Source organism: Polaromonas vacuolata (assembly GCF_012584515.1).
Classification (GTDB): domain Bacteria; phylum Pseudomonadota; class Gammaproteobacteria; order Burkholderiales; family Burkholderiaceae_C; genus Polaromonas; species Polaromonas vacuolata.
Genome location: NZ_CP051461.1, coordinates 2,789,051 through 2,809,496, shown reverse-complemented (window position 1 = coordinate 2,809,496; position 20,446 = coordinate 2,789,051). Strand labels below are relative to the sequence as shown.

General features: G+C 50.8%; 21 protein-coding genes. 16 read left to right on the top strand and 5 right to left on the bottom strand.

Going from position 1 to position 20,446, the window contains the following annotated elements; genetic code table 11:
- Positions 1-50: 50 nt before the first annotated feature.
- From HC248_RS12800 to HC248_RS12775, 6 genes are all read left to right on the top strand, one after another.
- Positions 51-1,124 (top strand): TolC family protein, encoded by a 1,074-nt coding sequence (locus HC248_RS12800; protein ID WP_168922811.1) that lies wholly within the window; start codon positions 51-53, stop codon positions 1,122-1,124.
- Between the two features lie 47 nt (positions 1,125-1,171).
- On the top strand, positions 1,172-2,578 hold the full coding sequence (locus HC248_RS12795; protein ID WP_168922810.1) for a multicopper oxidase family protein: 1,407 nt from the start codon (positions 1,172-1,174) through the stop codon (positions 2,576-2,578).
- Between the two features lie 39 nt (positions 2,579-2,617).
- Positions 2,618-3,112, top strand: a complete 495-nt coding sequence (locus HC248_RS12790; protein WP_168922809.1) for a cupredoxin domain-containing protein — start codon at positions 2,618-2,620, stop codon at positions 3,110-3,112.
- 46 nt (positions 3,113-3,158) lie between these two features.
- Positions 3,159-3,515 carry a copper-binding protein gene (locus HC248_RS12785; RefSeq protein WP_168922808.1) on the top strand — a complete coding sequence of 119 codons (357 nt, stop codon included), beginning with the start codon at positions 3,159-3,161 and terminating at the stop codon, positions 3,513-3,515.
- 149 nt (positions 3,516-3,664) lie between these two features.
- A complete protein-coding gene (locus tag HC248_RS12780) occupies positions 3,665-6,013 on the top strand; it encodes a bifunctional metallophosphatase/5'-nucleotidase (RefSeq protein ID WP_238342626.1) in 2,349 nt (782 codons plus the stop codon).
- Between the two features lie 159 nt (positions 6,014-6,172).
- Positions 6,173-6,658 carry a hypothetical protein gene (locus tag HC248_RS12775; protein WP_168922807.1) on the top strand — a complete coding sequence of 162 codons (486 nt, stop codon included), beginning with the start codon at positions 6,173-6,175 and terminating at the stop codon, positions 6,656-6,658.
- Positions 6,659-6,692: 34 nt separating this feature from the next.
- On the opposite strand, the gene HC248_RS12770 is transcribed toward HC248_RS12775, so the two are convergent.
- Entirely contained in the window at positions 6,693-7,313 is a 621-nt protein-coding gene (locus tag HC248_RS12770; RefSeq protein ID WP_168922806.1) for an ABC transporter ATP-binding protein, read from the bottom strand.
- 395 nt (positions 7,314-7,708) lie between these two features.
- Between HC248_RS12770 and HC248_RS12765 the strand changes: the two genes are divergently transcribed.
- Positions 7,709-8,764, top strand: a complete 1,056-nt coding sequence (locus HC248_RS12765; RefSeq protein ID WP_168922805.1) for an asparaginase — start codon at positions 7,709-7,711, stop codon at positions 8,762-8,764.
- A 52-nt stretch (positions 8,765-8,816) separates the two neighbouring features.
- Here the strand turns inward: HC248_RS12765 and HC248_RS12760 are convergent, their stop codons facing one another.
- Both HC248_RS12760 and HC248_RS12755 read right to left on the bottom strand, forming a co-directional pair.
- On the bottom strand, positions 8,817-9,599 hold the full coding sequence (locus HC248_RS12760; protein WP_168922804.1) for a ParB N-terminal domain-containing protein: 783 nt from the start codon (positions 9,597-9,599) through the stop codon (positions 8,817-8,819).
- 82 nt (positions 9,600-9,681) lie between these two features.
- A complete protein-coding gene (locus HC248_RS12755) occupies positions 9,682-10,161 on the bottom strand; it encodes a type III secretion system chaperone (RefSeq protein ID WP_168922803.1) in 480 nt (159 codons plus the stop codon).
- Positions 10,162-10,405: 244 nt separating this feature from the next.
- Between HC248_RS12755 and HC248_RS12750 the strand changes: the two genes are divergently transcribed.
- A complete protein-coding gene (locus HC248_RS12750; RefSeq protein ID WP_168922802.1) occupies positions 10,406-10,774 on the top strand; it encodes a hypothetical protein in 369 nt (122 codons plus the stop codon).
- 2 nt (positions 10,775-10,776) lie between these two features.
- Here HC248_RS12750 and HC248_RS12745 read toward each other — a convergent pair whose 3' ends face one another.
- The gene (locus HC248_RS12745; RefSeq protein WP_168922801.1) at positions 10,777-11,244 is read right to left on the bottom strand and encodes a type III secretion system chaperone; all 468 of its coding nucleotides are present in this window, start codon (positions 11,242-11,244) and stop codon (positions 10,777-10,779) included.
- Between the two features lie 305 nt (positions 11,245-11,549).
- Here HC248_RS12745 and HC248_RS12740 point away from each other — a divergent pair, with 305 nt between their 5' ends.
- Positions 11,550-12,293: a pseudouridine synthase gene (locus tag HC248_RS12740; protein WP_168923831.1), complete on the top strand. Its 744-nt coding sequence runs from the start codon at positions 11,550-11,552 to the stop codon at positions 12,291-12,293.
- A gap of 23 nt (positions 12,294-12,316) precedes the next feature.
- On the opposite strand, the gene HC248_RS12735 is transcribed toward HC248_RS12740, so the two are convergent.
- On the bottom strand, positions 12,317-13,174 hold the full coding sequence (locus HC248_RS12735) for an alpha/beta fold hydrolase (protein ID WP_238342624.1): 858 nt from the start codon (positions 13,172-13,174) through the stop codon (positions 12,317-12,319).
- Positions 13,175-13,409: 235 nt separating this feature from the next.
- Here HC248_RS12735 and HC248_RS12730 point away from each other — a divergent pair, with 235 nt between their 5' ends.
- The 7 genes from HC248_RS12730 (at position 13,410) to HC248_RS12700 (ending at position 20,420) form a co-directional block, all read left to right on the top strand.
- A complete protein-coding gene (locus HC248_RS12730; RefSeq protein ID WP_238342824.1) occupies positions 13,410-14,363 on the top strand; it encodes a YVTN family beta-propeller repeat protein in 954 nt (317 codons plus the stop codon).
- Positions 14,329-15,204 carry a polysaccharide deacetylase family protein gene (locus HC248_RS12725; RefSeq protein WP_168922800.1) on the top strand — a complete coding sequence of 292 codons (876 nt, stop codon included), beginning with the start codon at positions 14,329-14,331 and terminating at the stop codon, positions 15,202-15,204. Before HC248_RS12730 ends, HC248_RS12725 begins: the two co-directional genes overlap by 35 nt.
- A 3-nt stretch (positions 15,205-15,207) precedes the next feature.
- On the top strand, positions 15,208-16,170 hold the full coding sequence (locus HC248_RS12720) for a sterol desaturase family protein (protein ID WP_168922799.1): 963 nt from the start codon (positions 15,208-15,210) through the stop codon (positions 16,168-16,170).
- 75 nt (positions 16,171-16,245) lie between these two features.
- Positions 16,246-17,178: an EI24 domain-containing protein gene (locus HC248_RS12715; protein WP_168922798.1), complete on the top strand. Its 933-nt coding sequence runs from the start codon at positions 16,246-16,248 to the stop codon at positions 17,176-17,178.
- A 23-nt stretch (positions 17,179-17,201) separates the two neighbouring features.
- Entirely contained in the window at positions 17,202-18,026 is an 825-nt protein-coding gene (locus tag HC248_RS12710; protein ID WP_168922797.1) for a competence/damage-inducible protein A, read from the top strand.
- Positions 18,027-18,279: 253 nt separating this feature from the next.
- Complete coding sequence (glnA, locus tag HC248_RS12705) at positions 18,280-19,695, top strand: type I glutamate--ammonia ligase (protein WP_168922796.1); 1,416 nt, start codon at positions 18,280-18,282, stop codon at positions 19,693-19,695.
- A 203-nt stretch (positions 19,696-19,898) separates the two neighbouring features.
- Positions 19,899-20,420, top strand: a complete 522-nt coding sequence (locus tag HC248_RS12700; RefSeq protein ID WP_168922795.1) for a hypothetical protein — start codon at positions 19,899-19,901, stop codon at positions 20,418-20,420.
- The last annotated feature ends 26 nt before the right edge of the window (positions 20,421-20,446 follow it).

Genomic DNA, 20,446 nt, shown 5'->3' with positions numbered 1-20,446 from the left:
CACTGCCTTTATAAACTTTAAAAAGTTTCAAATACAACGAAGGTTATTTCATGAATCGCATCTCTTTTCTCCGTCCTAGGCCGTTGTGGCTGGCAACTCTAGGCCTGTGTGCATTGATCGGTTCAGCTTCCGCAGAGCAAGCAAAACAAGATCCCCTTGAGCAGGAAACGATAGATTGGCGCAAGGCCAATGATGGGGTATCGCAGTTTGAACGCGGTCATGCGGACGTTCTTAAGTGGGATAAAGCCAATTCAAACCCGGTTAAAGATCTGCCTTTCGCAACCCCTGACGTGATGATGCCGACTGCCGATGTCGCCGTTCGCCTCGCTTGGCGCGGCCATCCCGCGTGGGCAGATTCGCTCGCTCAGTTGGGCACTGCCAACCAAGCGCATATTGCAGCTGGCAACTGGTTAGAGGTCGATCCGGCTGTACGCCGGCGAGTTGAGGATTTCGACGAAATCCTAGAAGCCGCCGCAGATGCCCGCAAAGCTTGGTTTGAAGTAGTTGCCGCTCAAACTGGATTAAAACTTCAGTATGAAATCGAAGAGGCTTATGCCACTGCCGGTGAGCTAGCTAGGCGCATGGTTCGCGTTGGAAACTGGAGCCGGCTTGAGCAAGCCCAGTCGCAGTCGCGCCTAATTGCGGTGAAACAGCAGACGCTCAAAACGCAGTTAGAGGCCGAGCAAGCTCAAGTCCATTTGTTCAAGGCGCTTAGGTTGCGGGGTGTCTACTCTACTGTCGGCCTACCTGAGGCACTGTCAGACTTGCCAAAGCAGGCCATTAGTGCGGACACCGTTGACAAAGCGTTGACATCTATTCGCGCAGTGCTTCCCCGCTCTGAGGCTATTTACTCTCAGAGCACGGTGTCGCAAGCTTTCTCCGCTTATAAAGCCAGTTATTCAATGGCACAACTGGCGCTAGATGAGCAAAAAGTAAACGTATTTATGTATGACGAAACCGTGCTCCGCTACAACGGCATGTTGCTCAGCGTTTGGGATTTGTTAGCGCAAAGCAGCGCCAAGTTGCACGCTGACTTGGCCGTGCTGAATGCCCAGCGCGACTATTTAATGGCCGAGACTAATTTGCAGATGACTTTGCAAGGCGTCACTGCGGCCAAGTTTTGAGCTTGGCTGCATACGCTAGCCCAGCCAACTAATCCATAGGAATAAACATGAACCAAGATAATTCACGCCGCCAATTTTTCGCTGGTGCAGCCACTGCGGTGGCTGGCCTGGCTGTGTCTCGAACTGCGTTAGCTGGCTTACCTGAACCGGTAATGCGCACTTCCGTTGAAACCGCACCACCACTCATCCCTACCACCGGAAGGCCTTACAACCCGGTTGTCACGCTCAATGGTTGGACGTTGCCGTGGCGCATGAATAATGGCTTTAAAGAATTCCATTTGGTGGCTGAGCCGATAGAGCGCGAAATGGCGCCCGGTTTCAAAGTCAATATGTGGGGCTACAACGGTCAGAGTCCAGGCCCAACCATTGAAGTGGTTGAGGGCGACCGCATACGCATTTTCGTCACCAACAAACTGCCCGAACACACATCAGTTCATTGGCATGGCCAGCGTGTGCCAAATGGTATGGACGGTGTCAGCGGTATTAACCAAAAAGCAATTCCGGTTGGCAAGACCTATATGTACGAGTTTGTCGCGCGTCGTCCCGGCACGTTTATGTATCACCCGCATGCGGATGAAATGGTGCAAATGGCCATGGGTTTGATGGGCTCTTGGGTTACCCACCCCAAGGTTAAGCATCCGCACATCAGTGATGTGGACCGCGACTTTTGCTTTTTGCTCAATTCTTTTGATATTGAGCCGGGCACTAAAACGCCCAAGATCAACACCATGCTGGACTTTAATATTTGGTCTTGGAATAGCCGGGTTTTCCCCGGCATCGATACGCTCAATGTGCGTAAGAACGACAGGGTTCGTGTGCGTGTGGGAAACCTGACCATGACAAATCACCCGATTCATCTGCACGGCCATGAATTTTTAGTGACCGGCACTGACGGTGGACCAACACCGCCTTCAACCCGTTGGTATGAAGTCACTACCGATGTAGCGGTGGGACAAATGCGTCAAATTGAGTTCGTGGCTGATGAAGAAGGTGACTGGGCATTTCATTGCCACAAGAGCCACCACACCATGAACGCAATGGGCCACACAGTACCAACCATGGTCGGCGTAGATCACCGCGGACTGATCAAAAAAATCCAAAAGACTGCGCCCGACTATATGCTCATGGGTGAGCGCGGTATGGCCGACATGGGACAAATGGAAATGCCCATCCCGGACAACACCGCACCTATGATGACGGGGCAGGGACAGTTTGGATCGGTTGAGATGGGTGGTATGTTTAGCATGCTCAAGGTGCGCAAGGACCAAAAGCCAGGCGACTACAGCGATCCCGGTCCTTATCAGCATCCCAAAGGTACGGTTGCGTCGGAATACACCGGGCCGCTGTCTGAGCCTGCACGCATGCGCTCGGAAATAGACAATGCCGATGCAGCAAAAACACCGACCTCGGCTGTGATGAATGCTAAAAAGCCATCATCACATTCTGGTCACTAATTTTTCAAATCTTTTTAAATCTTCCAAGTAAGGAATAGCATGAAATTATCCAAAGTCGCTACTGTCTTTTTAGCTACGCTCGCCATTGCCAGCCTGTCTTCAGGCGCGTTAGCTGCGGGCAACCACGCAGGCGGGCATGACGCTGGCCATGGCGAATCTGCCATCGGCAAGCCGGGCGTTGTAGCCAAGGTGACTCGCACCATCACTGTTGAAATGTCAGACAGCATGCGCTACACGCCATCGGACATACAAGCGAAAAAAGGCGAAACCATTCGTTTGCTGGTGAAAAATACCGGCAAGGTCAAGCATGAGATGAGTTTGGGTTCCGAGAAATATTTGCTGGCGCATTTGGAAGAAATGAAAAAATTCCCAGGCATGGAACATGACGAACCCGGCAAGCTAACTTTGGCTCCCGGTACAGAAGGCGAAATTATTTGGCAATTCAGCAAAGCCGGCACAGTTAACTTCGCTTGCCTGATGCCCGGTCACTATGAAGCTGGCATGAAGGGCCAAGTCAAAGTTTCAGCCAAGTAATAGCGCTTTTACTCAATTTAATTAATCGTATTCAAGGACTTTAGAAATGAAAAATATCAAGCAACTACTCGCCGTCAGCGCTACTGTTTTGGCCGCTTTGATTGCCGCACCTGGTGTGGCAATGGCACAAACTGATATGCCTAAAATGGAAATGGGTAAGGCCGATTCGGGCAAAACTTTTCCTATGACAGACGGTGAAGTCAAAAAAGTCAATAAAGATGCCAGCAAGATCACCATCAAGCACGGAGAGATAAAAAATCTCGACATGCCCGGCATGACTATGATTTTCACCGTCAAAGAAGCCGCCTTTTTAGACAAGGTCAAGGCTGGCGACAAAATCAAATTTGTCGTTGCCAATGAAGGCGGAAAAATGATGGTGACGGCACTTGAATTAGCCAAGTAAATTACGCCATACTTTTAAACGCTAAGCCCTTAGGATTGGCGTGGACGCATAACCAAGGCTGACAAATAGTCTTGCGTGACTGAAGTATTCGGTCATTAATATGACACGTATGTTTCATACTATGCAGTCAACTTAAATGGAGTTGATAAATGAAACTATACCTGCGTATGCCTACAGGTCTGTTGCTTAGCTTAGTCACAGCCGCTATCAGCACAGCTGCACTTTTGGGTTGTGGCGGCTCTAGCGTCAGTACGCCTTTATCTGTCAATGTCAGCGGAGTCGCAGCTACTGGCGCGGCAATGATAAATGCTGACGTGCAGGTTAAATGCTTAAACAGCACGCTAGCCGCCATCACCAAAACCGGTCTTGACGGTGGTTTTGCTGTCACTGCGAGTGGTAGTTTTCCTTGTTTGGTTGAAGTCAGCGACGGTCAACGCCGGCTGCATTCTGTGGCCAATAGTTCGAGCCGATCAGCTGTGGCCAATGTCACGCCACTGACTGAGCAATTGCTGGCCTCGCTGTCTCAAGATAGCGCTGATACCGCAGATTTTTTCGCCCGTTTTGATTCTGGTTTTGCCGCCAGTGTTAGCGCTGAAAAAATGACTGCGGCTCAGGTTTTGGTTTTACAAAATCTTAAAGACAGTGGTTTTGACGTAAGCCAGATCCGCAACTTTATGACCGACGTATTAGTTGCTAAAAGCAGTCTCAGTCAAGGCAATGATTACGATAAGTTGCTCGACAGCATAGCGATTAAGCCTGTCAGTGTGCGCATCATTGCAATGAATGATTTTCACGGTAATTTTCAGCCACCATCTAGCACCAACGGCGGCACACTGGTATTACCCAATGGTGGTGCCGGTCAAAAAGTAGCAGTAGGTGGTGCGGCTTATTTAGCTACTCTAGTCAAAAATTTAAAGAACGAAAACCCAAATAATATTTTGGTCGGTGCTGGTGATTTGATAGGTGCATCGCCCTTTGCCTCCTTAGCGACTCACGATGAAGCCAGTGTGGATATTTTGAATAATATTGGTTTGGAAGCTAGCTCTGTTGGAAATCACGAATTCGATAGCGGTCAGGCCGAGTTGCTACGCATACAAAATGGTGGTTGCTTCCCGGCAGCTGGAAATCAAGGTGCTATTGGCTCCGACACCTGTTTAGTAGACAGCAAGTTTCCGGGTGCTAAGTACAAATACTTGTCGGCCAATGTGGTTTTTACGGATAGCGGTAAACCGCTTTTAGCCTCGACATACATCAAGCGTTTTGGCACTGTCAGTGTTGGCTTTATCGGCCTTACTTTTCAAGCAACGCCTAATGCAGTCAGTGCAGGTGGCATTGCCGGTTTGACTTTTTCTGAAGAGTCGGCTGTGATTAATAAATTCGCAGCAAAAATGAAAAGTGACGGTGTCAGTGCTGTGGTGGTGCTTATTCACCAAGGCGGGCAAACCACTGCGGGCACGATTAATGACAAAACTTGCCCCGGTTTTAGCGGCGATATTTTGGGTGTTGCCGATAAGCTGAGCAGCAATGTCGACATAGTTGTCAGTGGCCACACGCATCAAGAATATGTTTGCAACTATTTAGGCAAGGCCGCTAAGAAGAATTTTCTACTCACCTCTACCGGTTACTACGGCGGTGCGGTCAGCGCCATTGATTTGATGATTCAGCCTTCCAAGGGCGTGACGGCTATGTCTGCGAATACGGTGCCGGTGATTCGAGCGGATTTACTTGGCAATGCTTCACTACCCGTGGGCTTTACCGCTGTGACCAAAGACCCGGCTATTGATGCATTGGTGACTAAGTATTCCACGCTCTCGACTACTCTTGCGACCAAGCAAGTGGGCACAATTACTCAAAGCATTAACCGCGCTTTGCTCTCTAGCTCTGGCACACCGACCCGCGATGAAACGGCAGAAGGTCCATTGGGTGATCTGATGGCCGATAGCTATTTAGCCGGTGTCAGCGCTGGTGCTGACATGGCGTTTGTGAATCCGGGCAGCGTACGCGCCGACCTTGCTTTCGTTGATGCTGGTGTTGTGACCTACGCAGCGCTCAATACGGTAGAGCCATTCGGTAATACATTGTTCACGCTCAATTTGACCGGTGCGCAAATTGTGCGTTTGTTAGAGCAGCAATGGGAAGCGCCTAACAACACGGCTAAAACCAATCCGGCAAGTGGTGCTGTGGGTCGATTGTTGCAAGTGTCTAAAGGTCTAACTTACAGTTATGACAATAATCAAGCGGCCGGCGCAGCCGCTGGCAATGGCAATCGTTTAGTTGCCGGTAGTCTTAAACTCAATGGTGTGTTGATCGATTTTGCCAAGAGTTATCGGGTAGTGACCAATAGTTTTCTTGCCGCTGGTGGTGACAACTTTTCAGTCATGGCGACTGGCACTAATCCGCTAGACACCAAGACCAATGATTTAGTCGCGTTCATAAACTTTTTTGCGACCAACTCACCGCTCAGTCCTCCTGCGCCCCGTATTACGCGTATCAACTAAAAAATAGCGACGTAAAAAATAACAGCTCTTTTTAAGGATACTTTTTCTACGGCCTATACGCCCACCTGATCACAGGTGGACGTCATATTTTTTAAAATTATTATGCAGTCTCGTCGTTTTATAAAGTTGACTCCGCTAACTCTGTGCGGGTTTTTGCTGATGAGTTTGTCTTTTTCTGTCATGGCTGATGAGAACAACTTAACGCGCAGTCAAGACCAGAAAACTGGTCAAGATCAGTCGCTAGCAAAAATTAGTACTGCCGCAGCTTTTGCACAAAGTCAGTGTTTTAAAGAGATGTATCGCGACACCAACGCTTACGCACAGTGCTTGCGTAATTTGCGCGATGCGACTGGAAAGACAGCGTATGAAAGACTAGGCACAGCTTACTTTGGCTTTGTAGGTGCACTTAGCTATATGCGCGTCGGCCACCTCAACTCTGAACAAATTGCGAGTGAATTTTTAATCGACTTTCGAGTTCGACAAAAAAAAATCGGCTTAAGTGATGCAGCCCTTTGCAGCACAGTACCGGGCGATTGCACTGTGCGTATTGCACAGACCAAAGCCATAGAGGCTGCGCCAGTTAAAGCCAAAGCCATGCAAATGCGCTGTGTCGGCGGTATTTGTAAATTAACGCCCCAAGAGTGAAGGCGCTAAAAGCATTCGTTAATTGATGGGTTGGCTAATTTGTCATGTCAGTAGCGGTCAGCTCGATGATGGCTGTTGTTGGTGTGCCCACTAGGGCTTGGTAGTCGGCGACCAGATACGTGCGCGTTGTTTGTGTTGCCGCTAGCTTTAGCAGCGTACTCACAAACTCCACTGACGCACTGTCTAACGCAGCAAAGGGCTCGTCAATCAGCGTTAGCAGAGCGCCAGAGGCAAACGCCGCTGCTAACCAAACTTTGCGTTTAGAGCCCGTCGACAGCATGTAGAGCATTTTGTGTTGATGCTCTTGTAGCGATAAGCCGTTGATTAGCTCGGCTAACAAATGCTGCTCAAAACTTGGGTATTGACGTTGAACTAAGGCAAAGTAGTCCAGCGCCGTCATTTGCTCATATTTTTCTGTGCCCGGCTCGGTGATGAAAAGTTGGCTGCTGTATTGGCTAGGCTGCAAGTCTAGGTCTGTTTGCCCTAATTGCAATTGACCGCTTGTCTTGACCAAATGGCCGGCAAGCAGACGCAGCAAGGTGGTTTTGCCACTGCCGTCATCACCTATTAGCCAAGTCACACCGGGCTTTATTCGAGCCGACCAGTTTGTAAAAAGTTTGGCCTGAGGCCAGGCGTAACAAAGTTGATTGACCATTAGCAGGGTTGAATGGGGTTGGGCAAAATTTTCGATGAATAGCCTCTTTTCTTTTTTTGTTGACGCCATGCTGACGTGTGGATAAGTTGAATTCTTGAAAAACATTGTGCCGCTTTTTAAAAGCACTCAGTCATTGCGTCAAGCCCTAAAAAGTTGTCCCTGCACTCTGTGCCCTAAGCTGTGGATAACTTATTGGACAAGTACTAAAACCCAAGCCAGTGCTGGCTTTGCAAGGAGTGCTTAAAAAGTAGGCAAAGCGGCACAGCTCAGAAGCTTGCTAAGGCTGCTTAGCATAGCTGTCAGGCGGGACATCAATTTCCTTGGAATTTGCATAAGTCATAATAAAAATGCTGACCCAGTGACAGAAATATTTTTTACAGACAAGGGACTCAAATATGAAACTTAAACAAGCCGCCTTCAATTTGGCGTTGATAACTGCTTTGGTCTCTAGCCCCGTTTTTGCACAAAATAAACCAAAAGTTTTATTCATCGCCACTGGCGGCACTATCGCGATGAAGATAGATCCGATAAAAAATGCGCCAGTGCCGGCTATTTCTGGTGACGACTTGCTCGCTACAGTGCCGGACATTGGCAACTACGTCAGGATTGAAGTTAACAATCTGTCAAACGTGCCTTCCGATTACATGGACCCGCCGCGTTGGATTGAACTCACTGCTACTGTGCAAGCAGCGCTAGACAAGCCAGAGATTGCTGGCGTGATCGTCTCGCACGGCACTGACACCTTAGAAGAGACGGCTTTTTGGCTTGACCTGACGGTCAATTCGAGTAAGCCGGTGGTTTTAATCGGTGCTCAGCGCAATGCTTCGTCATCAGACTTTGATGGTCCGCGCAACCTGCTCAACGCGGCGCGTATTGCGGTCGATAGCAAGTCCGTCGGCAAAGGCGTGATGCTTGCAATGAACAACCAAATCAATTCGGCGCGTTATGTGACCAAAACCCACACTGCCAATGTCGAGACCTTTAATTCAGGTCAGTTTGGCATCATGGGTGAGGCCTATCCCGATCGAATCATGTATGCCTACACACCTGTTCGCAGGCAATACATACCCATCGTTGCTAGTGTGATGCCGCCAGTAGACATCATTCCTATGTACGGTGGTGCTGATGGCGCAGCACTGCGCAGCGCGGTGGACCGCGGCGCCAAAGGCATAGTCGTGCAGGCCTTGGGAATGGGCAATATGAACGAGTCAATGTTTGAAGGCGTGAAGTACGCTTTATCCAAACGTGTGCCCGTCGTCATCGCCACCCGTGTGCACAATGGACGGGTGCTGCCGAATTACGGTTTTGTTGGCGGTGGTAAGACCACTTTTGAGGCGGGCGCCGTCATGGCTGACGATTTGTCACCCGCCAAAGCCAGAATTATGTTGATGTTAATGCTGCAAAGCGGCGTCAGCAGCAAGACTGAGCTTCAAGCCGCTTTTGACCGTTGATGGACTAGCGCAGTTTGACTGCGCTTGAATTTCTAGCTCGGCTTTACTGGGTTTAGTCGTTTGCGTTGGCGTCGAGCTGCTGCTGTTTTTTCAGCTCGGCTTTGAGTTCTGCGTTTTCCGCAGTCAGTACCGAAATGCTCTGGCGCAGGCGTGCGATCAAGCCTTCGTTTGATTCGGGCTGTGTACGTTCTACGGCTTTGGCTTGACGCACATTGCGCGCTGCCTGCTGAAGCTCTTTTTTACCACCCGCGACTGCCGTGACTTGCGCCTCTACCGGCAGGCTTGCTACGCTGGCTGCGGCGTTGATTGAAATGGTGCCAGCCTTGACGGCGGCCACTAACTCTGGCGTTGCGGTCTTTTGAATTTTTTCAATCTGACTGACGGTATTGCTGCTGATGCGCGCTTCTTTTGCCACTTCTTCGCGTGAAGCTTTGGCTGGCGACGTGGCTGGTGATTGGCTTGTCAGCTCTACTGGCTCTGGACTCTCTGATTCGCTGAGCACCGGCTTTAGGCGTGTATTTAAAATTGCTTTTTTACGCAAGGCCAGCACGCCGCGCTGGAAGTCAGACACGCTGCGCCGGCCTAGGTGCTGCTCAATCATCCACAAATGCACATCGTCTATAGATGTGAAGTGTTGGTTTTGAATGGTTTCAAAGGCGATGCCGTGTTGGCTGCAAATACGGTAGCGGTTGTGGCCATCGACCAGTGTTTGGCCCCATAACACCAGCGCATCGCGGCAGCCTTCGGCTAACAGGCTTCGCTCCAAGGCTTGATTTTCTTCTTGGGTCAGGGGGTCTATGTAGGCGAGAAGTTCTGGGTTGACGGTAATGTTCATGAAGGCGCTGATCAATCGATAAAGTGGGGATAGGCTATTTTAAATAGCAAAAACCCACGCTTGATCAGGCCGTGAAATCGAATCAGAACACGCGTTGATTCTGAAGGTTTTGCGCTTGTGTTTGGTTTTGAGGCGTCATGTCAATGCCATTGCCACTCGAAGAGCTGGCAGCGATGAATGTAGACCAGTCTTCCACGGTGTTCACAAAGCTCTCTAGATGCTTGGCCATGACAGAGCAGTCCATGGCTTTCCATTTAAGGGCAATCGTCATGATGATGTGAGATGGATCGTCGAGGCTCAAACTAATCGTTGCCCCTTTTGTCGCATCCCAAAAAAGATTGCCGCGTAGCAGATCGTAATAAATGGCCTCACCATCTGCCGGCACGCCAAGGTCGGCATAAAGCCAAAGCTGGTCTTGCGAATCACGATACTGAAAGTTAATGATAAAACGCTTGTCAAGATTGACCGCGCAAGCACCGTCTGCGTCTAGCGAAAGATTGCCCAGATACATCTTTTCACCTAACTCTCGGATCAGGATGGCGAGTGCTGTTGGAACTAGCATTAAAACCCCTTAGCGGTTGAATTTCAGCGATTTATGTAATCGCGATTTAAATTGCATCTAGTCAATTCAAAATGTGCAAAAAACTTTTTTTCAATGCAGCCGTTTTTTGTTTGCCACCGTCTAAACCCTGTCGTTTTAAAGTATTTTTCGCTGCTGTTTTGACATAAATTTTTGATGTCGCTGTGTTGATAATTTGCCTTGCTTTATCAGTTTGAATTTTATTAATTCACGATTACCTAGCTAGGTGTTAATTGCCCTTAACTTTGTCGCACCGCTGGCTATCGCTTTTAAGTGTGGACTCGGAATACTTTCTTCGGCGCTTCTGCTGCTGAGTAGTGTTTTCGTAGACGCAAAAAAAGAGTTGCTTGGATTAGGCGTTATGACTTGCTTAGGTTCTATCTCAACGCTTTTACCTGCAAAAAATCCTTCCGTATTAACTTTTGCTGATTCGGTGTTTGCATTTGTATTTGCACTAAGCAAATTAGACATTGACATTGGTTTATTCACTGAGTTCATTAGAGCTCTCCCTGGTAAAAATATTTGGGCGATTAAGCTTTGTAAATATGCAGATATATATTTTTCATATTATTTTTTCAGTAGATATTTTTCTTGAGCCTATGCGCGTGACATCAACAGGTTTATGTCTGAGGCATCAAGCTCGGTTGTATCTTCGCTAGTGACGTTTTCGTTCGCTATGTATTCGGACCATTCTTCTACTGCATTAACAAAGATTTCTAACTGCTTTAATAAAGTGGATCCATCCATTCCGTACCAAGTGATAGGCAGAGTAATGATGATGTGTGGGGGGGTATCCCCAGACAGACTTAAGGTGGCGCCAAAAGTGGCGCTCCAAAACAGGTTGCCGCGCAGCAGATCAGCATAGATTTTTGAGCCGGTAGCTGGTGTGCCCATGTCGGCGTAAAACCAAAGTTCGCGCTCAACCTCACGGCATTGCAGATTGACCACTAATTTTTTGTCCAGCCGGACGGCGCAGCCGCCATCGTTATCTAACTTCAGATCGCTTAGGCGCATGGTCTGGCCAAATTCGTTAATTAACTGATGTAGGGCTGGATCAATTAGCATCGCATTTCCTTTTATGCTGGTGTCGAATTTCTTGATATTTTTCTGATTTTTGTTGTCGCGCTATAACGCCGTATCGCTAGTGTCTGCACCTGTATTTATTAAATGCCGCTGCGGCTTAAATTGATAAACAATTTGATTCAATGTGTATTTTTATAGTACACCTAGGTTGGTGGATTTGTAAATTATTTGATTCATATTGAATTCAGCTGTGGAGCGCTACCTTGTCATTGTTTTCAGTGCCAAGTTAATTTTCGGCAGCGCCATTTTTGGGCTGCTTCAATAGGGACAATAGCGCTATGAAAAGCATGCAACTACAAGAGATTCTTTTTTCCCAAGGTTTTGGTACGCGCCGCGTTTGCGCCGGCCTCATACAACAGGGCCTAGTCACTGTCGACGCTGCTGCTGTGCTTGAGCCGTCTGAGCTTTTTCCTCCCGAAGGACTGCACTTCACGGTTCAGGGCAAGCCTTGGCAGTATTTTGAAAAGGCTTACCTGATGCTGCACAAACCAGCCGGCTACGAGTGTTCACAAAAGCCTAGCAACTATCCCAGCATTTACACCTTGCTGCCGGCGCCTATACGTCAACGCGGTGGTGGTGCGGCGGCGGGTGTTCAAGCGGTGGGCCGGTTAGACCAAGACACCAGTGGTTTGCTGCTGCTGTCTGATGACGGTAAATTTATTCACCGCATGAGCTCTCCTAAGCACCATGTGCCCAAGGTCTATGAGGTGTTGGCCAAGCATGCGGTGGACGCGACTCAAGTCGATAAGCTGCTGAGCGGCGTAGTGCTTGATGACGATCCCAAGCCGGTGCGCGCCGCCGCTTGTGAGCAAACCGGTGAGCGCCAGCTCAGGCTCACGCTGACAGAGGGTAAATACCACCAGGTCAAGCGCATGATTGCGGCAGTCGGTAATCGGGTCGAGGAAGTCGGCGGCCTACACCGCTCGCGCATTGGTGAATTACCCTTGCCAAGCGATTTGCCACAAGGCCAGTGGCGCTGGTTGACGGCGCAGGATTTGGTGTCTATTTCGGCATTTCCTGTGGCCAAATAAAAAGTCTTTTACTCAACCGGGCATTAGTTGCAGTTTTGTAGAAATCCACAAATCGCCGCCAAGGTTTTTTGCGGCTGATCACGTTGCGGAGAGTGGCCGCAGTCGCTCAGCCGTAGCTGCTGCGCATGCTTTGCCTGCCGCGCGATTTCGTCGAGCTGCAGCATGCTGCCGTATTCATCGTTGTCGCCTTGAATCAGTAGCAGTGGGGCGAGTAGGCGGGCGCAATCAGCGCGAATGTCAAACTGGCGAAAAGCGGGCGACAGCCAGACGTCATTCCATTGCCAAAAAGCACCCTCTACATCGGCATGATGGCGCGCTAGGCGTTGGCGCAAATCGGTGCTTTCAAATGCAGTTTTAGCGTTGGTAATCGCGTCTATTGCCATGCTTTCCACCAGCACGTGAGGCGCCATGGCGATACAAGCTGCTACCCGATGCACACTGGCATGAAGTAGGGCGATGCTTGCGCCGTCTGAATGGCCTAGCAACACCGGGTTTTTAATGTGTAGTTTTTCCAGCAAGCTTGGTAGTACTTGCCAAGCTTCCTTATGCATATAGTCGGGCATTAGCAGGCTAGGGTGGGTGTCGTCAACATGGCTTCTTAGAGCCGGGCTGGACTGACCGTAGCCGCGCCTTGCGTAAACCATGCCCGCGCGTCCACTGGCTTGGCAAAGTGCCAATGGCCAATCCGCATCGCGCTGTGTCCATTGGCTAACCGAGCCCAAGCCCTCGTGCAGGAAAACTAGGCTCGCTCGATGGGCCGGTCCCTCAATCAGCCGCACTTCTAGTTGCACTTTTAGCCCTATGTCTGCGTGCTGCTCACCTTGAGTCGGATCCAGCGTGACGAATGTTTTAGGCATCTGCGAATAGTAATGCTTGTGCATGGTTTTCTTGGCTATGGCTTTTCATCACTTGGGCTTAGGCCGCTACACTCAGCACAACTAAAGAAAGTTATTTTTCGTGAATCTTTTCGCTTCTTCTCTAGCTCAACGGCCAGTTTCCGGCCATGTCTCCAAACGCATTTTTTTGTCCAGCGCCTTAGCCGCTGCTTGGCTGCTGGCCAGGCCGGCGGATGTATTGGCACAAAGCGCACCTAAGGCGTCTGGACCGGCACCTAGTTTGGCTGCTAGTGCTCCGGTTAGCACACCGGCGCTAAAAGGGCCTTTAAGCTCGCCAGTGTTCGTACTCAATTCGCTAGACGATAGCGTTAGCGTCATTGACCCGGTTACTTGGACTGAGACTAAGCGCATCGCTACTGGCAAGCAGCCGCATCACCTCTACCTGACACCGGATGAAAAGTCCATCATTGTTGCCAATGCGTTGTCCGACTCACTGACTTTTATCGATCCTAAAACTGCTGAAGTGCAGCGCACGGTGCTGGGCATACTCGACCCCTATCAGTTGCGCTTTTCGCCCGACATGAAGTGGTTTGTGACTGCTGCGAACCGCTTAAACCACATCGATATTTATCGCTGGGACGGTAAAGATATACAACTGGCCAAGCGTATTCCTACCGGCCGCACGCCGAGTCACTTGTGGATAGACACAAAAAGCAGCACGATTTACTCCACCATGCAAGACAGCGATGAGCTCATTGCCATTGATCTCGCCAGCCAAGCCGTCAAATGGCGCGTCAAAACTGGATCGGTGCCGGCCGATGTATTCGGTCTGGCCGACGATAAAACCATGCTTGTGGCTTTGACTGGCAGCGATGGGGTTGAAGTCTATGACGTCAGCGGCAAATTGCCAGTACTGACTAAAATCATCCCCACGGGTCTGGGCGCCCACGCGTTTCGTGCGTTTGGCGATAAACGTCATGTGTTGGTGAGCAACCGCAGCGGTGACAGCATTAGCAAGATTGATTTGCAAACGCTGGCGGTGGTGGATAAATTTCCCGCACCGGGCGGCCCTGACTGCATGGATGTGAGCCGCGACGGCAAACAGATTTTGGTCAGCTCGCGCTGGATTAAAAAACTCACCGTGATTGACATTGCTACGCGCAAAGTCGTCAAACAGGTCAACGTAGGAAAAAGCCCTCATGGTGTCTGGACACTGGATCACGCGCCGCGCTAAGCCGGCTCTCAAATGCGCACTATTTGCGCTGGCCTTAATCAGCACCGGCTTGGCCGGTGCAGTCGATAAATCAAACGCTAGTTCAAGCGCCTGCAAACCGGTCTATCTGACACTCGATACCGGTCATATGGAAGTCGCGCCGCTAATCGCTGACATCCTCAACCGACACCAAGTTAAGGTGACGTTTTTTGCCGCCAACGAACGCACTAAAACCGGCGATGGCAGCTTGGGCAATGAATGGGCGCCGTGGTGGAAGGCTAGAGCGGCTGAGGGCCATGAGTTTGCCTCACACACTTGGAGCCATAGTTATTGGCGCGGCGATATTCCCGCCAGCGCGGGTCAACCGGCACAGTTCCGCATTCGTCCATCTGCCGGGCCTGAAGAAGGCCAGAACTTGAACTGGAGCGCGGCGCGTTATTGCCAAGAAATAACCCGCTCAAATACCCGATTGCAAGAAATCACCGGCGTTAAGCCCTTGCCGCTGTTTCGTGCACCGGGCGGTAAAACCTCGCCAGCCCTGCTAGCGGCAGCCGGCGCTTGCGGTTATGCCTATGTGGGCTGGAGCCCCGCCGGTTTCTTAGGGGATGAGTTGCCCAGCGACACTTACCCGAATGCTGACTTACTTGCCAAAGCTTTAACAACAATTAAATCAGGTGATATTTTGTTGGCTCATCTAGGCATTTGGTCGCGAAAAGACCCTTGGGCGCCGACGGTGCTTGAGCCTTTAATTATCGGCCTACAAGCGCGCGGCTTTTGTTTTAAAACCTTGAGCCAGCATCCCCAGTTTTCAGTCTGGATTAACGCGCATTCTGGCGTGCCTGCTGCTGCCACTGCAAAATAAACTATGATATTTTTTAGCGATATTTTTTCTCAAGCACAGGGCTGGATTTTTGCCGCAGTGCTTCAGCCTGTGATGATCTGGCTGGGCATGGCTAGTTTGCTTGAAGACGCTTACGAGGCCAGCGGTTGGTTTTTAGTGGGTGCTTTGCAGATTGTGGTGCTCTTAGCCATTATTGGGCCACTACAGCGCTGGCGGCCGGTCGATAAAGTGAGTGATCGCTCAACTATCCGTACCGATGTGCTGTACACCTTAATTCACCGGCTCGGCTTTTTTAGGCTGGTGCTTTTCTTCTCGTTAGACCCCTTGTTTGATCAGTTCTTTGGCGTTCTACGCACGGCGGGCGTTGGTACGTTTCACTTAGACCAGCTGTGGCCCGGTGTGACGGACAAAGCGGTGGTCAGTCTTCTGATTTACTTGGTGGTGTTTGATTTTGTTGCCTACTGGACTCACCGTGGTCAGCATCAGATTGAGTGGTGGTGGAAGTTGCATTCCTTGCACCATGCGCAGCGACAAATGACGATGTGGAGTGATAACCGTAATCACCTGCTAGACGACGTGTTGGTGAGTACCATCGTGGTGGTGGTGGCTCAGCTTATAGGTGTTGCGCCGGGTCAATTCGTCGCCATTGTTGCCTTGACACAGCTCAGTGAGAGTTTGCAGCATGCCAATGTGCGGCTCTGGTTTGGCCGTGTCGGTGAGAGGATTTGGGTTAGTCCGCGCTTTCACCGCTTGCATCACAGCATTGGGATTGGTCACGAAACCATTAAAGACCATAGACCAGTGCTGGGCGGGCGCAACTTTGGTGTGCTGCTGCCATGGTGGGACATGCTGTTTCGTACGGCTAACTTTCAATACCGTTTTGATGCGACCGGCATACGCGATCAAGTCGAGACTGGCCGAAACTATGGCCGTGGCTTTTGGTCCCAGCAGTGGCTGGGCATTAAGCGCTTAGCCGGCAAGGCTTAAAACGGCTGCCTATTCTTGCCCGTCACTACATGAGCCTGACAACGCTTAGTAGCAACCGGGTTATCCTTGTAAGTCATGAATAAGCTTCTCGACTCTTTTTGGCGCGCGCTTGCCTACTGCGTGCACCCGCGTGTAATTGCCCTGTCCATCTTGCCTTTGGTGATCATGGCGGCGGTGTCTTTAGGCTTGGGTTATTTTTTTTGGGAAGACGCTGTCAGCGCAGTTCGCAGCAATCTCAGTAATTACTCTTTAGTCAACGCCATGGGCATGTGGCTGCAAGGCCTAGGTTTGGCTAGCTTGCGTTTGGTGCTGGCGCCGGCGCTGCTGCTTATGCTGGCTATACCTGCGATAGTCATCGTGTCTTTGTTGTTTGTGGCGACTTTTATGACGCCAGCCATGGTGGTATTGGTGGCTGAAAGGCGTTTTCCGGCGCTAGAACGCAAGCGTGGCGGCAGCTTTCTTGCCAGCTTGTTTTGGTCGTTAGCTTCTTCTTTGTTGGCCATTGTTGCACTGCTGGTATCAGTGCCGCTGTGGTTGATTCCCCCTTTAATACTGGTGTTGCCGCCCTTAATTTGGGGCTGGCTGACTTACCGTGTGATGACTTATGACGCGCTCGCCGAGCATGCCAGCGGCGAGGAGCGGCGCGAGATCATCAAGCGTTACCGTGCCAGCTTGCTTGGTATAGGCATTATTAGCGGTTTTCTTGGCGCAGCGCCCAGCGTACTGTGGGCCTCGGGTGCGATGTTCGTGGTGATGGCGCCAATATTGGTGCCGGTCGCGATCTGGACCTATACCTTGGTATTTGCCTTTTCTTCGCTCTGGTTTGGGCATTTTTGTCTGTCTGCACTCGAGGACTTACGCCGTGAATCACTGGCGCTTGCACCCGACCCATTGGTACAGGAAGCGCTGGCGGCTTCTTCTATTGGCAGCAGCGACAGCACGAAATTCTCTCAAGCTTTGGCGCCTACGTTTGGCGCTCCTGACGATCAGTTTGGCGCTAAGCCTTAAATTTTTTACCGGAACTCAAGACCATGACCACTGCATTTGGCATCATCATCATCGGTGACGAAATTCTCTCGGGTAAGCGTGCAGACAAGCACCTGCCTAAAGCCATTGAACTATTGGCTGCACGCGGTTTGCCACTGGCTTATGCCGACTATGTGGGCGATGATCCGGCCCGCATCACCGCCACGTTGGCACGCGCTTTTGCCGCGGCACGCGCGTCTGGTGATGTGGTGTTTTCTTGCGGCGGTATTGGTGCCACGCCTGATGACCACACGCGTGGCTGTGCCGCCAGTGCGCTAGGTGTAGATTTACTACTCCACCCCGAGGCCAAGGACTTAATCACCGAGCGCATGCGCGACGTGGCTGCCGAGCAGGGCGAAGTGTTTAATGCTGATCGCGATGACAATATCCACCGCTTAAACATGGGTGTTTTCCCCGCGGGCGCCCAGATCATTCCCAACCCCTACAACAAAATTCCTGGTTTTAGCTGTGCGGCGGGTGCGGGCAGTGTGCACTTTTTGCCGGGTTTCCCGGTAATGGCTTGGCCGATGATGGCTTGGGTTTTGGATACGATTTATCCGCATCTGCACCAAAAACTGTCCTATCAAGAAAAATCCATTATTGTTTTTGGCTCTATGGAAGCGACTCTCACGCCTTTAATGATCGCGCTAGAGGCTGAGCACACTGGTGTGAAGGTGTTTAGCCTGCCAAGTGTGGATCACCCGATTTACGGCCGGCATATCGAGCTAGGCGTCAAGGGCAGTCCGGAGGCGGTGGCCTTGGCCTATCCTGCTTTATTGGCGGGATTGGGTCTGTTTGCGTTTAAGACTGGCCCTGAATTGGTGCGTTAATTAAAAAAAATATTTTTAGCACCAAAGTGGTGTATTTTAGAGGCGCAAAATTGCACCAAATTGACAACCTAAATTTATCTTCCTCGTGGCTGGTGTTTTTTGTCAGCCTAGGTCAAGGCCACGCCAACACCCGTCACAATGGGGGGTTGGGATTTGAGTTGGCAAGCAGACGCAAGCTGGCAATATTTGTGGCACAAATCGTGCATCCAATCTTTGAGTTACGTTTTTTTAACCCGCATTACAGGAGATTTTGATGGCAAAGACCGTCGCAGACGTCATGAAAATGGTCAAGGAAAATGAAGTCAAGTTTGTTGACTTCCGTTTTTCCGACACCCGGGGCAAAGAGCAGCATGTGACCGTGCCTGTTTCCCATTTTGACGAAGACAAATTTATTTCGGGTCACGCATTCGACGGCTCTTCAATCGCTGGCTGGAAAGGCATTGAAGCGTCTGACATGTTGCTCATGCCTGACCCAAACACCGCTAACCTTGACCCGTTCTTTGAAGAGACAACGTTGTTCATGAGCTGTGACGTGATCGATCCTACGGACGGCAAGTCCTACGATCGTGATCCACGCTCCATCGCTAAGCGCGCTGAAGCCTATCTCAAAGCCTCTGGCTTGGGCGATACCGCTTACTTTGGCCCAGAGCCAGAATTCTTCATCTTTGACGGCGTACGCTGGGCCAACGACATGTCGGGCGCCTTCTACAAAATCGACGAATACGAAGCACCATGGAATTCAGGCGCCAAGCTCGAAGGCGGCAATCGCGGCCACCGTCCAACCGTCAAAGGCGGCTACTTCCCAGTGCCACCAGTTGACAGCACGCATGACATGCGCGGCGAGATGTCCCTGATTCTGGAATCCTTAGGCGTTCCAGTTGAAGTGCACCACCACGAAGTTGGCGGCGCAGGCCAGTGCGAACTCGGCACCCGTTTTAGCACGCTCGTCGAGCGCGCTGACTGGACCCAGTTGCTCAAGTATGTGGTTCACAACGTGGCCAATGCCTACGGCAAGACAGCTACGTTTATGCCTAAGCCACTGGTTGGCGACAACGGCTCCGGTATGCACGTGCACCAGTCGATCTGGAAAGACGGCAAAAATCTGTTCGCCGGCGACGGCTATGCAGGTTTGTCAGACTTTGCGCTGTACTACATCGGCGGCATCATCAAGCATGCTCGCGCACTGAACGCCATCACCAATCCAGGCACCAACAGCTACAAGCGTTTGGTTCCTGGTTTTGAGGCACCGGTCAAGCTGGCTTACTCGGCTAAAAACCGTTCAGCTTCTATCCGTATCCCGTTCGTGGCAAACCCTAAAGGTCGCCGCGTCGAGGCACGTTTCCCAGATCCACTGGCCAATCCATACCTGTGCTTTGCAGCATTGATGATGGCTGGTCTGGACGGCGTGGAAAACAAAATCCATCCGGGCGAAGCCGCCAGCAAGGACTTGTACCATCTGCCACCGGAAGAAGATGCATTGATTCCTACCGTATGCCACAGCCTGGATCAGGCGTTGGAATATCTGGACAAAGATCGCAGCTTCTTGACCAAGGGCGGCGTGTTCTCTGACTCTATGATCGATGCCTACATCGAACTGAAAATGCAGGAAGTCACGCGCTTTCGCATGGCCGTACACCCAGTCGAATACGACATGTACTACTCGCTCTAAACCCAGAGTAGCGCGGGCAGGCCTGACTTGCCCGCTGTTCAAAAAAGGACGGCTTAGGCCGTCTTTTTTTTTAAGAGCTGCTTAATCAGATGGCTTAGGCTTTTGTTTTTCATACCCATGCGGCATACTTGTTAGGCGAACTTGCTCATTTTTTGGCTTTCTTATGGCAACAGGGTTTACTAATGAAACTTCGTTTTTTGTTCATGAAATTAATCCCCCTTTCTTCACCTTTTAGCGCTTTCGCGCTGCTGGGCCTGCTCTGCTTAGCTGCACCCGCTCAAGCGCAAGTTTTTCGCTGTGCCGGCGTTGCTGGTGCTAGCACCGAATACATCAACAATGTCATAGAAGCCAAGACCCGCGGCTGTAAGCGCATGGAAGGCGGTAACGTCACGATTTTTCAGGGTGCGCCCGTGCCCAAGGCCAAATCTGCATCGGCTAATGTTGCCGCTGCTGGGCCGACACCGAGTCTGAGCGCCGAGCAAAAGAGCCGGGACAGCGACTCGCGTGCGATTCTAGAGTCTGAGCTCAAGAAATCCGAAATCCGCCTGCTAGATCAACAAAAAGAATACAACAACGGTGAGCCTGAAAAGCAAGGCATAGAGGGCCGCAACTACCAACGCTACCTAGACCGTACGGCACAACTCAAGGAAGCGATTACCCGCAGCCAGAGCGATATAGCTGGCATTAAGCGGGAGCTGGCGCGACTACCCGCAACCGGTGGCTAGGCGCTAAAGCTGGTACTTGAGTAATT

Coding starts and splice junctions, on each gene's coding strand:
- HC248_RS12800 (WP_168922811.1), top strand. CDS start 51: ATGAATCGCATCTCTTTTCTCCGTCCTAGGCCGTTGTGGCTGGCAACT.
- HC248_RS12795 (WP_168922810.1), top strand. CDS start 1,172: ATGAACCAAGATAATTCACGCCGCCAATTTTTCGCTGGTGCAGCCACT.
- HC248_RS12790 (WP_168922809.1), top strand. CDS start 2,618: ATGAAATTATCCAAAGTCGCTACTGTCTTTTTAGCTACGCTCGCCATT.
- HC248_RS12785 (WP_168922808.1), top strand. CDS start 3,159: ATGAAAAATATCAAGCAACTACTCGCCGTCAGCGCTACTGTTTTGGCC.
- HC248_RS12780 (WP_238342626.1), top strand. CDS start 3,665: ATGAAACTATACCTGCGTATGCCTACAGGTCTGTTGCTTAGCTTAGTC.
- HC248_RS12775 (WP_168922807.1), top strand. CDS start 6,173: ATGAGTTTGTCTTTTTCTGTCATGGCTGATGAGAACAACTTAACGCGC.
- HC248_RS12770 (WP_168922806.1), bottom strand. CDS start 7,313: ATGGTCAATCAACTTTGTTACGCCTGGCCTCAGGCCAAACTTTTTACA.
- HC248_RS12765 (WP_168922805.1), top strand. CDS start 7,709: ATGAAACTTAAACAAGCCGCCTTCAATTTGGCGTTGATAACTGCTTTG.
- HC248_RS12760 (WP_168922804.1), bottom strand. CDS start 9,599: ATGAACATTACCGTCAACCCAGAACTTCTCGCCTACATAGACCCCCTG.
- HC248_RS12755 (WP_168922803.1), bottom strand. CDS start 10,161: ATGCTAGTTCCAACAGCACTCGCCATCCTGATCCGAGAGTTAGGTGAA.
- HC248_RS12745 (WP_168922801.1), bottom strand. CDS start 11,244: ATGCTAATTGATCCAGCCCTACATCAGTTAATTAACGAATTTGGCCAG.
- HC248_RS12740 (WP_168923831.1), top strand. CDS start 11,550: ATGCAACTACAAGAGATTCTTTTTTCCCAAGGTTTTGGTACGCGCCGC.
- HC248_RS12735 (WP_238342624.1), bottom strand. CDS start 13,174: ATGCACAAGCATTACTATTCGCAGATGCCTAAAACATTCGTCACGCTG.
- HC248_RS12725 (WP_168922800.1), top strand. CDS start 14,329: ATGGTGTCTGGACACTGGATCACGCGCCGCGCTAAGCCGGCTCTCAAA.
- HC248_RS12720 (WP_168922799.1), top strand. CDS start 15,208: ATGATATTTTTTAGCGATATTTTTTCTCAAGCACAGGGCTGGATTTTT.
- HC248_RS12715 (WP_168922798.1), top strand. CDS start 16,246: ATGAATAAGCTTCTCGACTCTTTTTGGCGCGCGCTTGCCTACTGCGTG.
- HC248_RS12710 (WP_168922797.1), top strand. CDS start 17,202: ATGACCACTGCATTTGGCATCATCATCATCGGTGACGAAATTCTCTCG.
- glnA (WP_168922796.1), top strand. CDS start 18,280: ATGGCAAAGACCGTCGCAGACGTCATGAAAATGGTCAAGGAAAATGAA.
- HC248_RS12700 (WP_168922795.1), top strand. CDS start 19,899: ATGAAATTAATCCCCCTTTCTTCACCTTTTAGCGCTTTCGCGCTGCTG.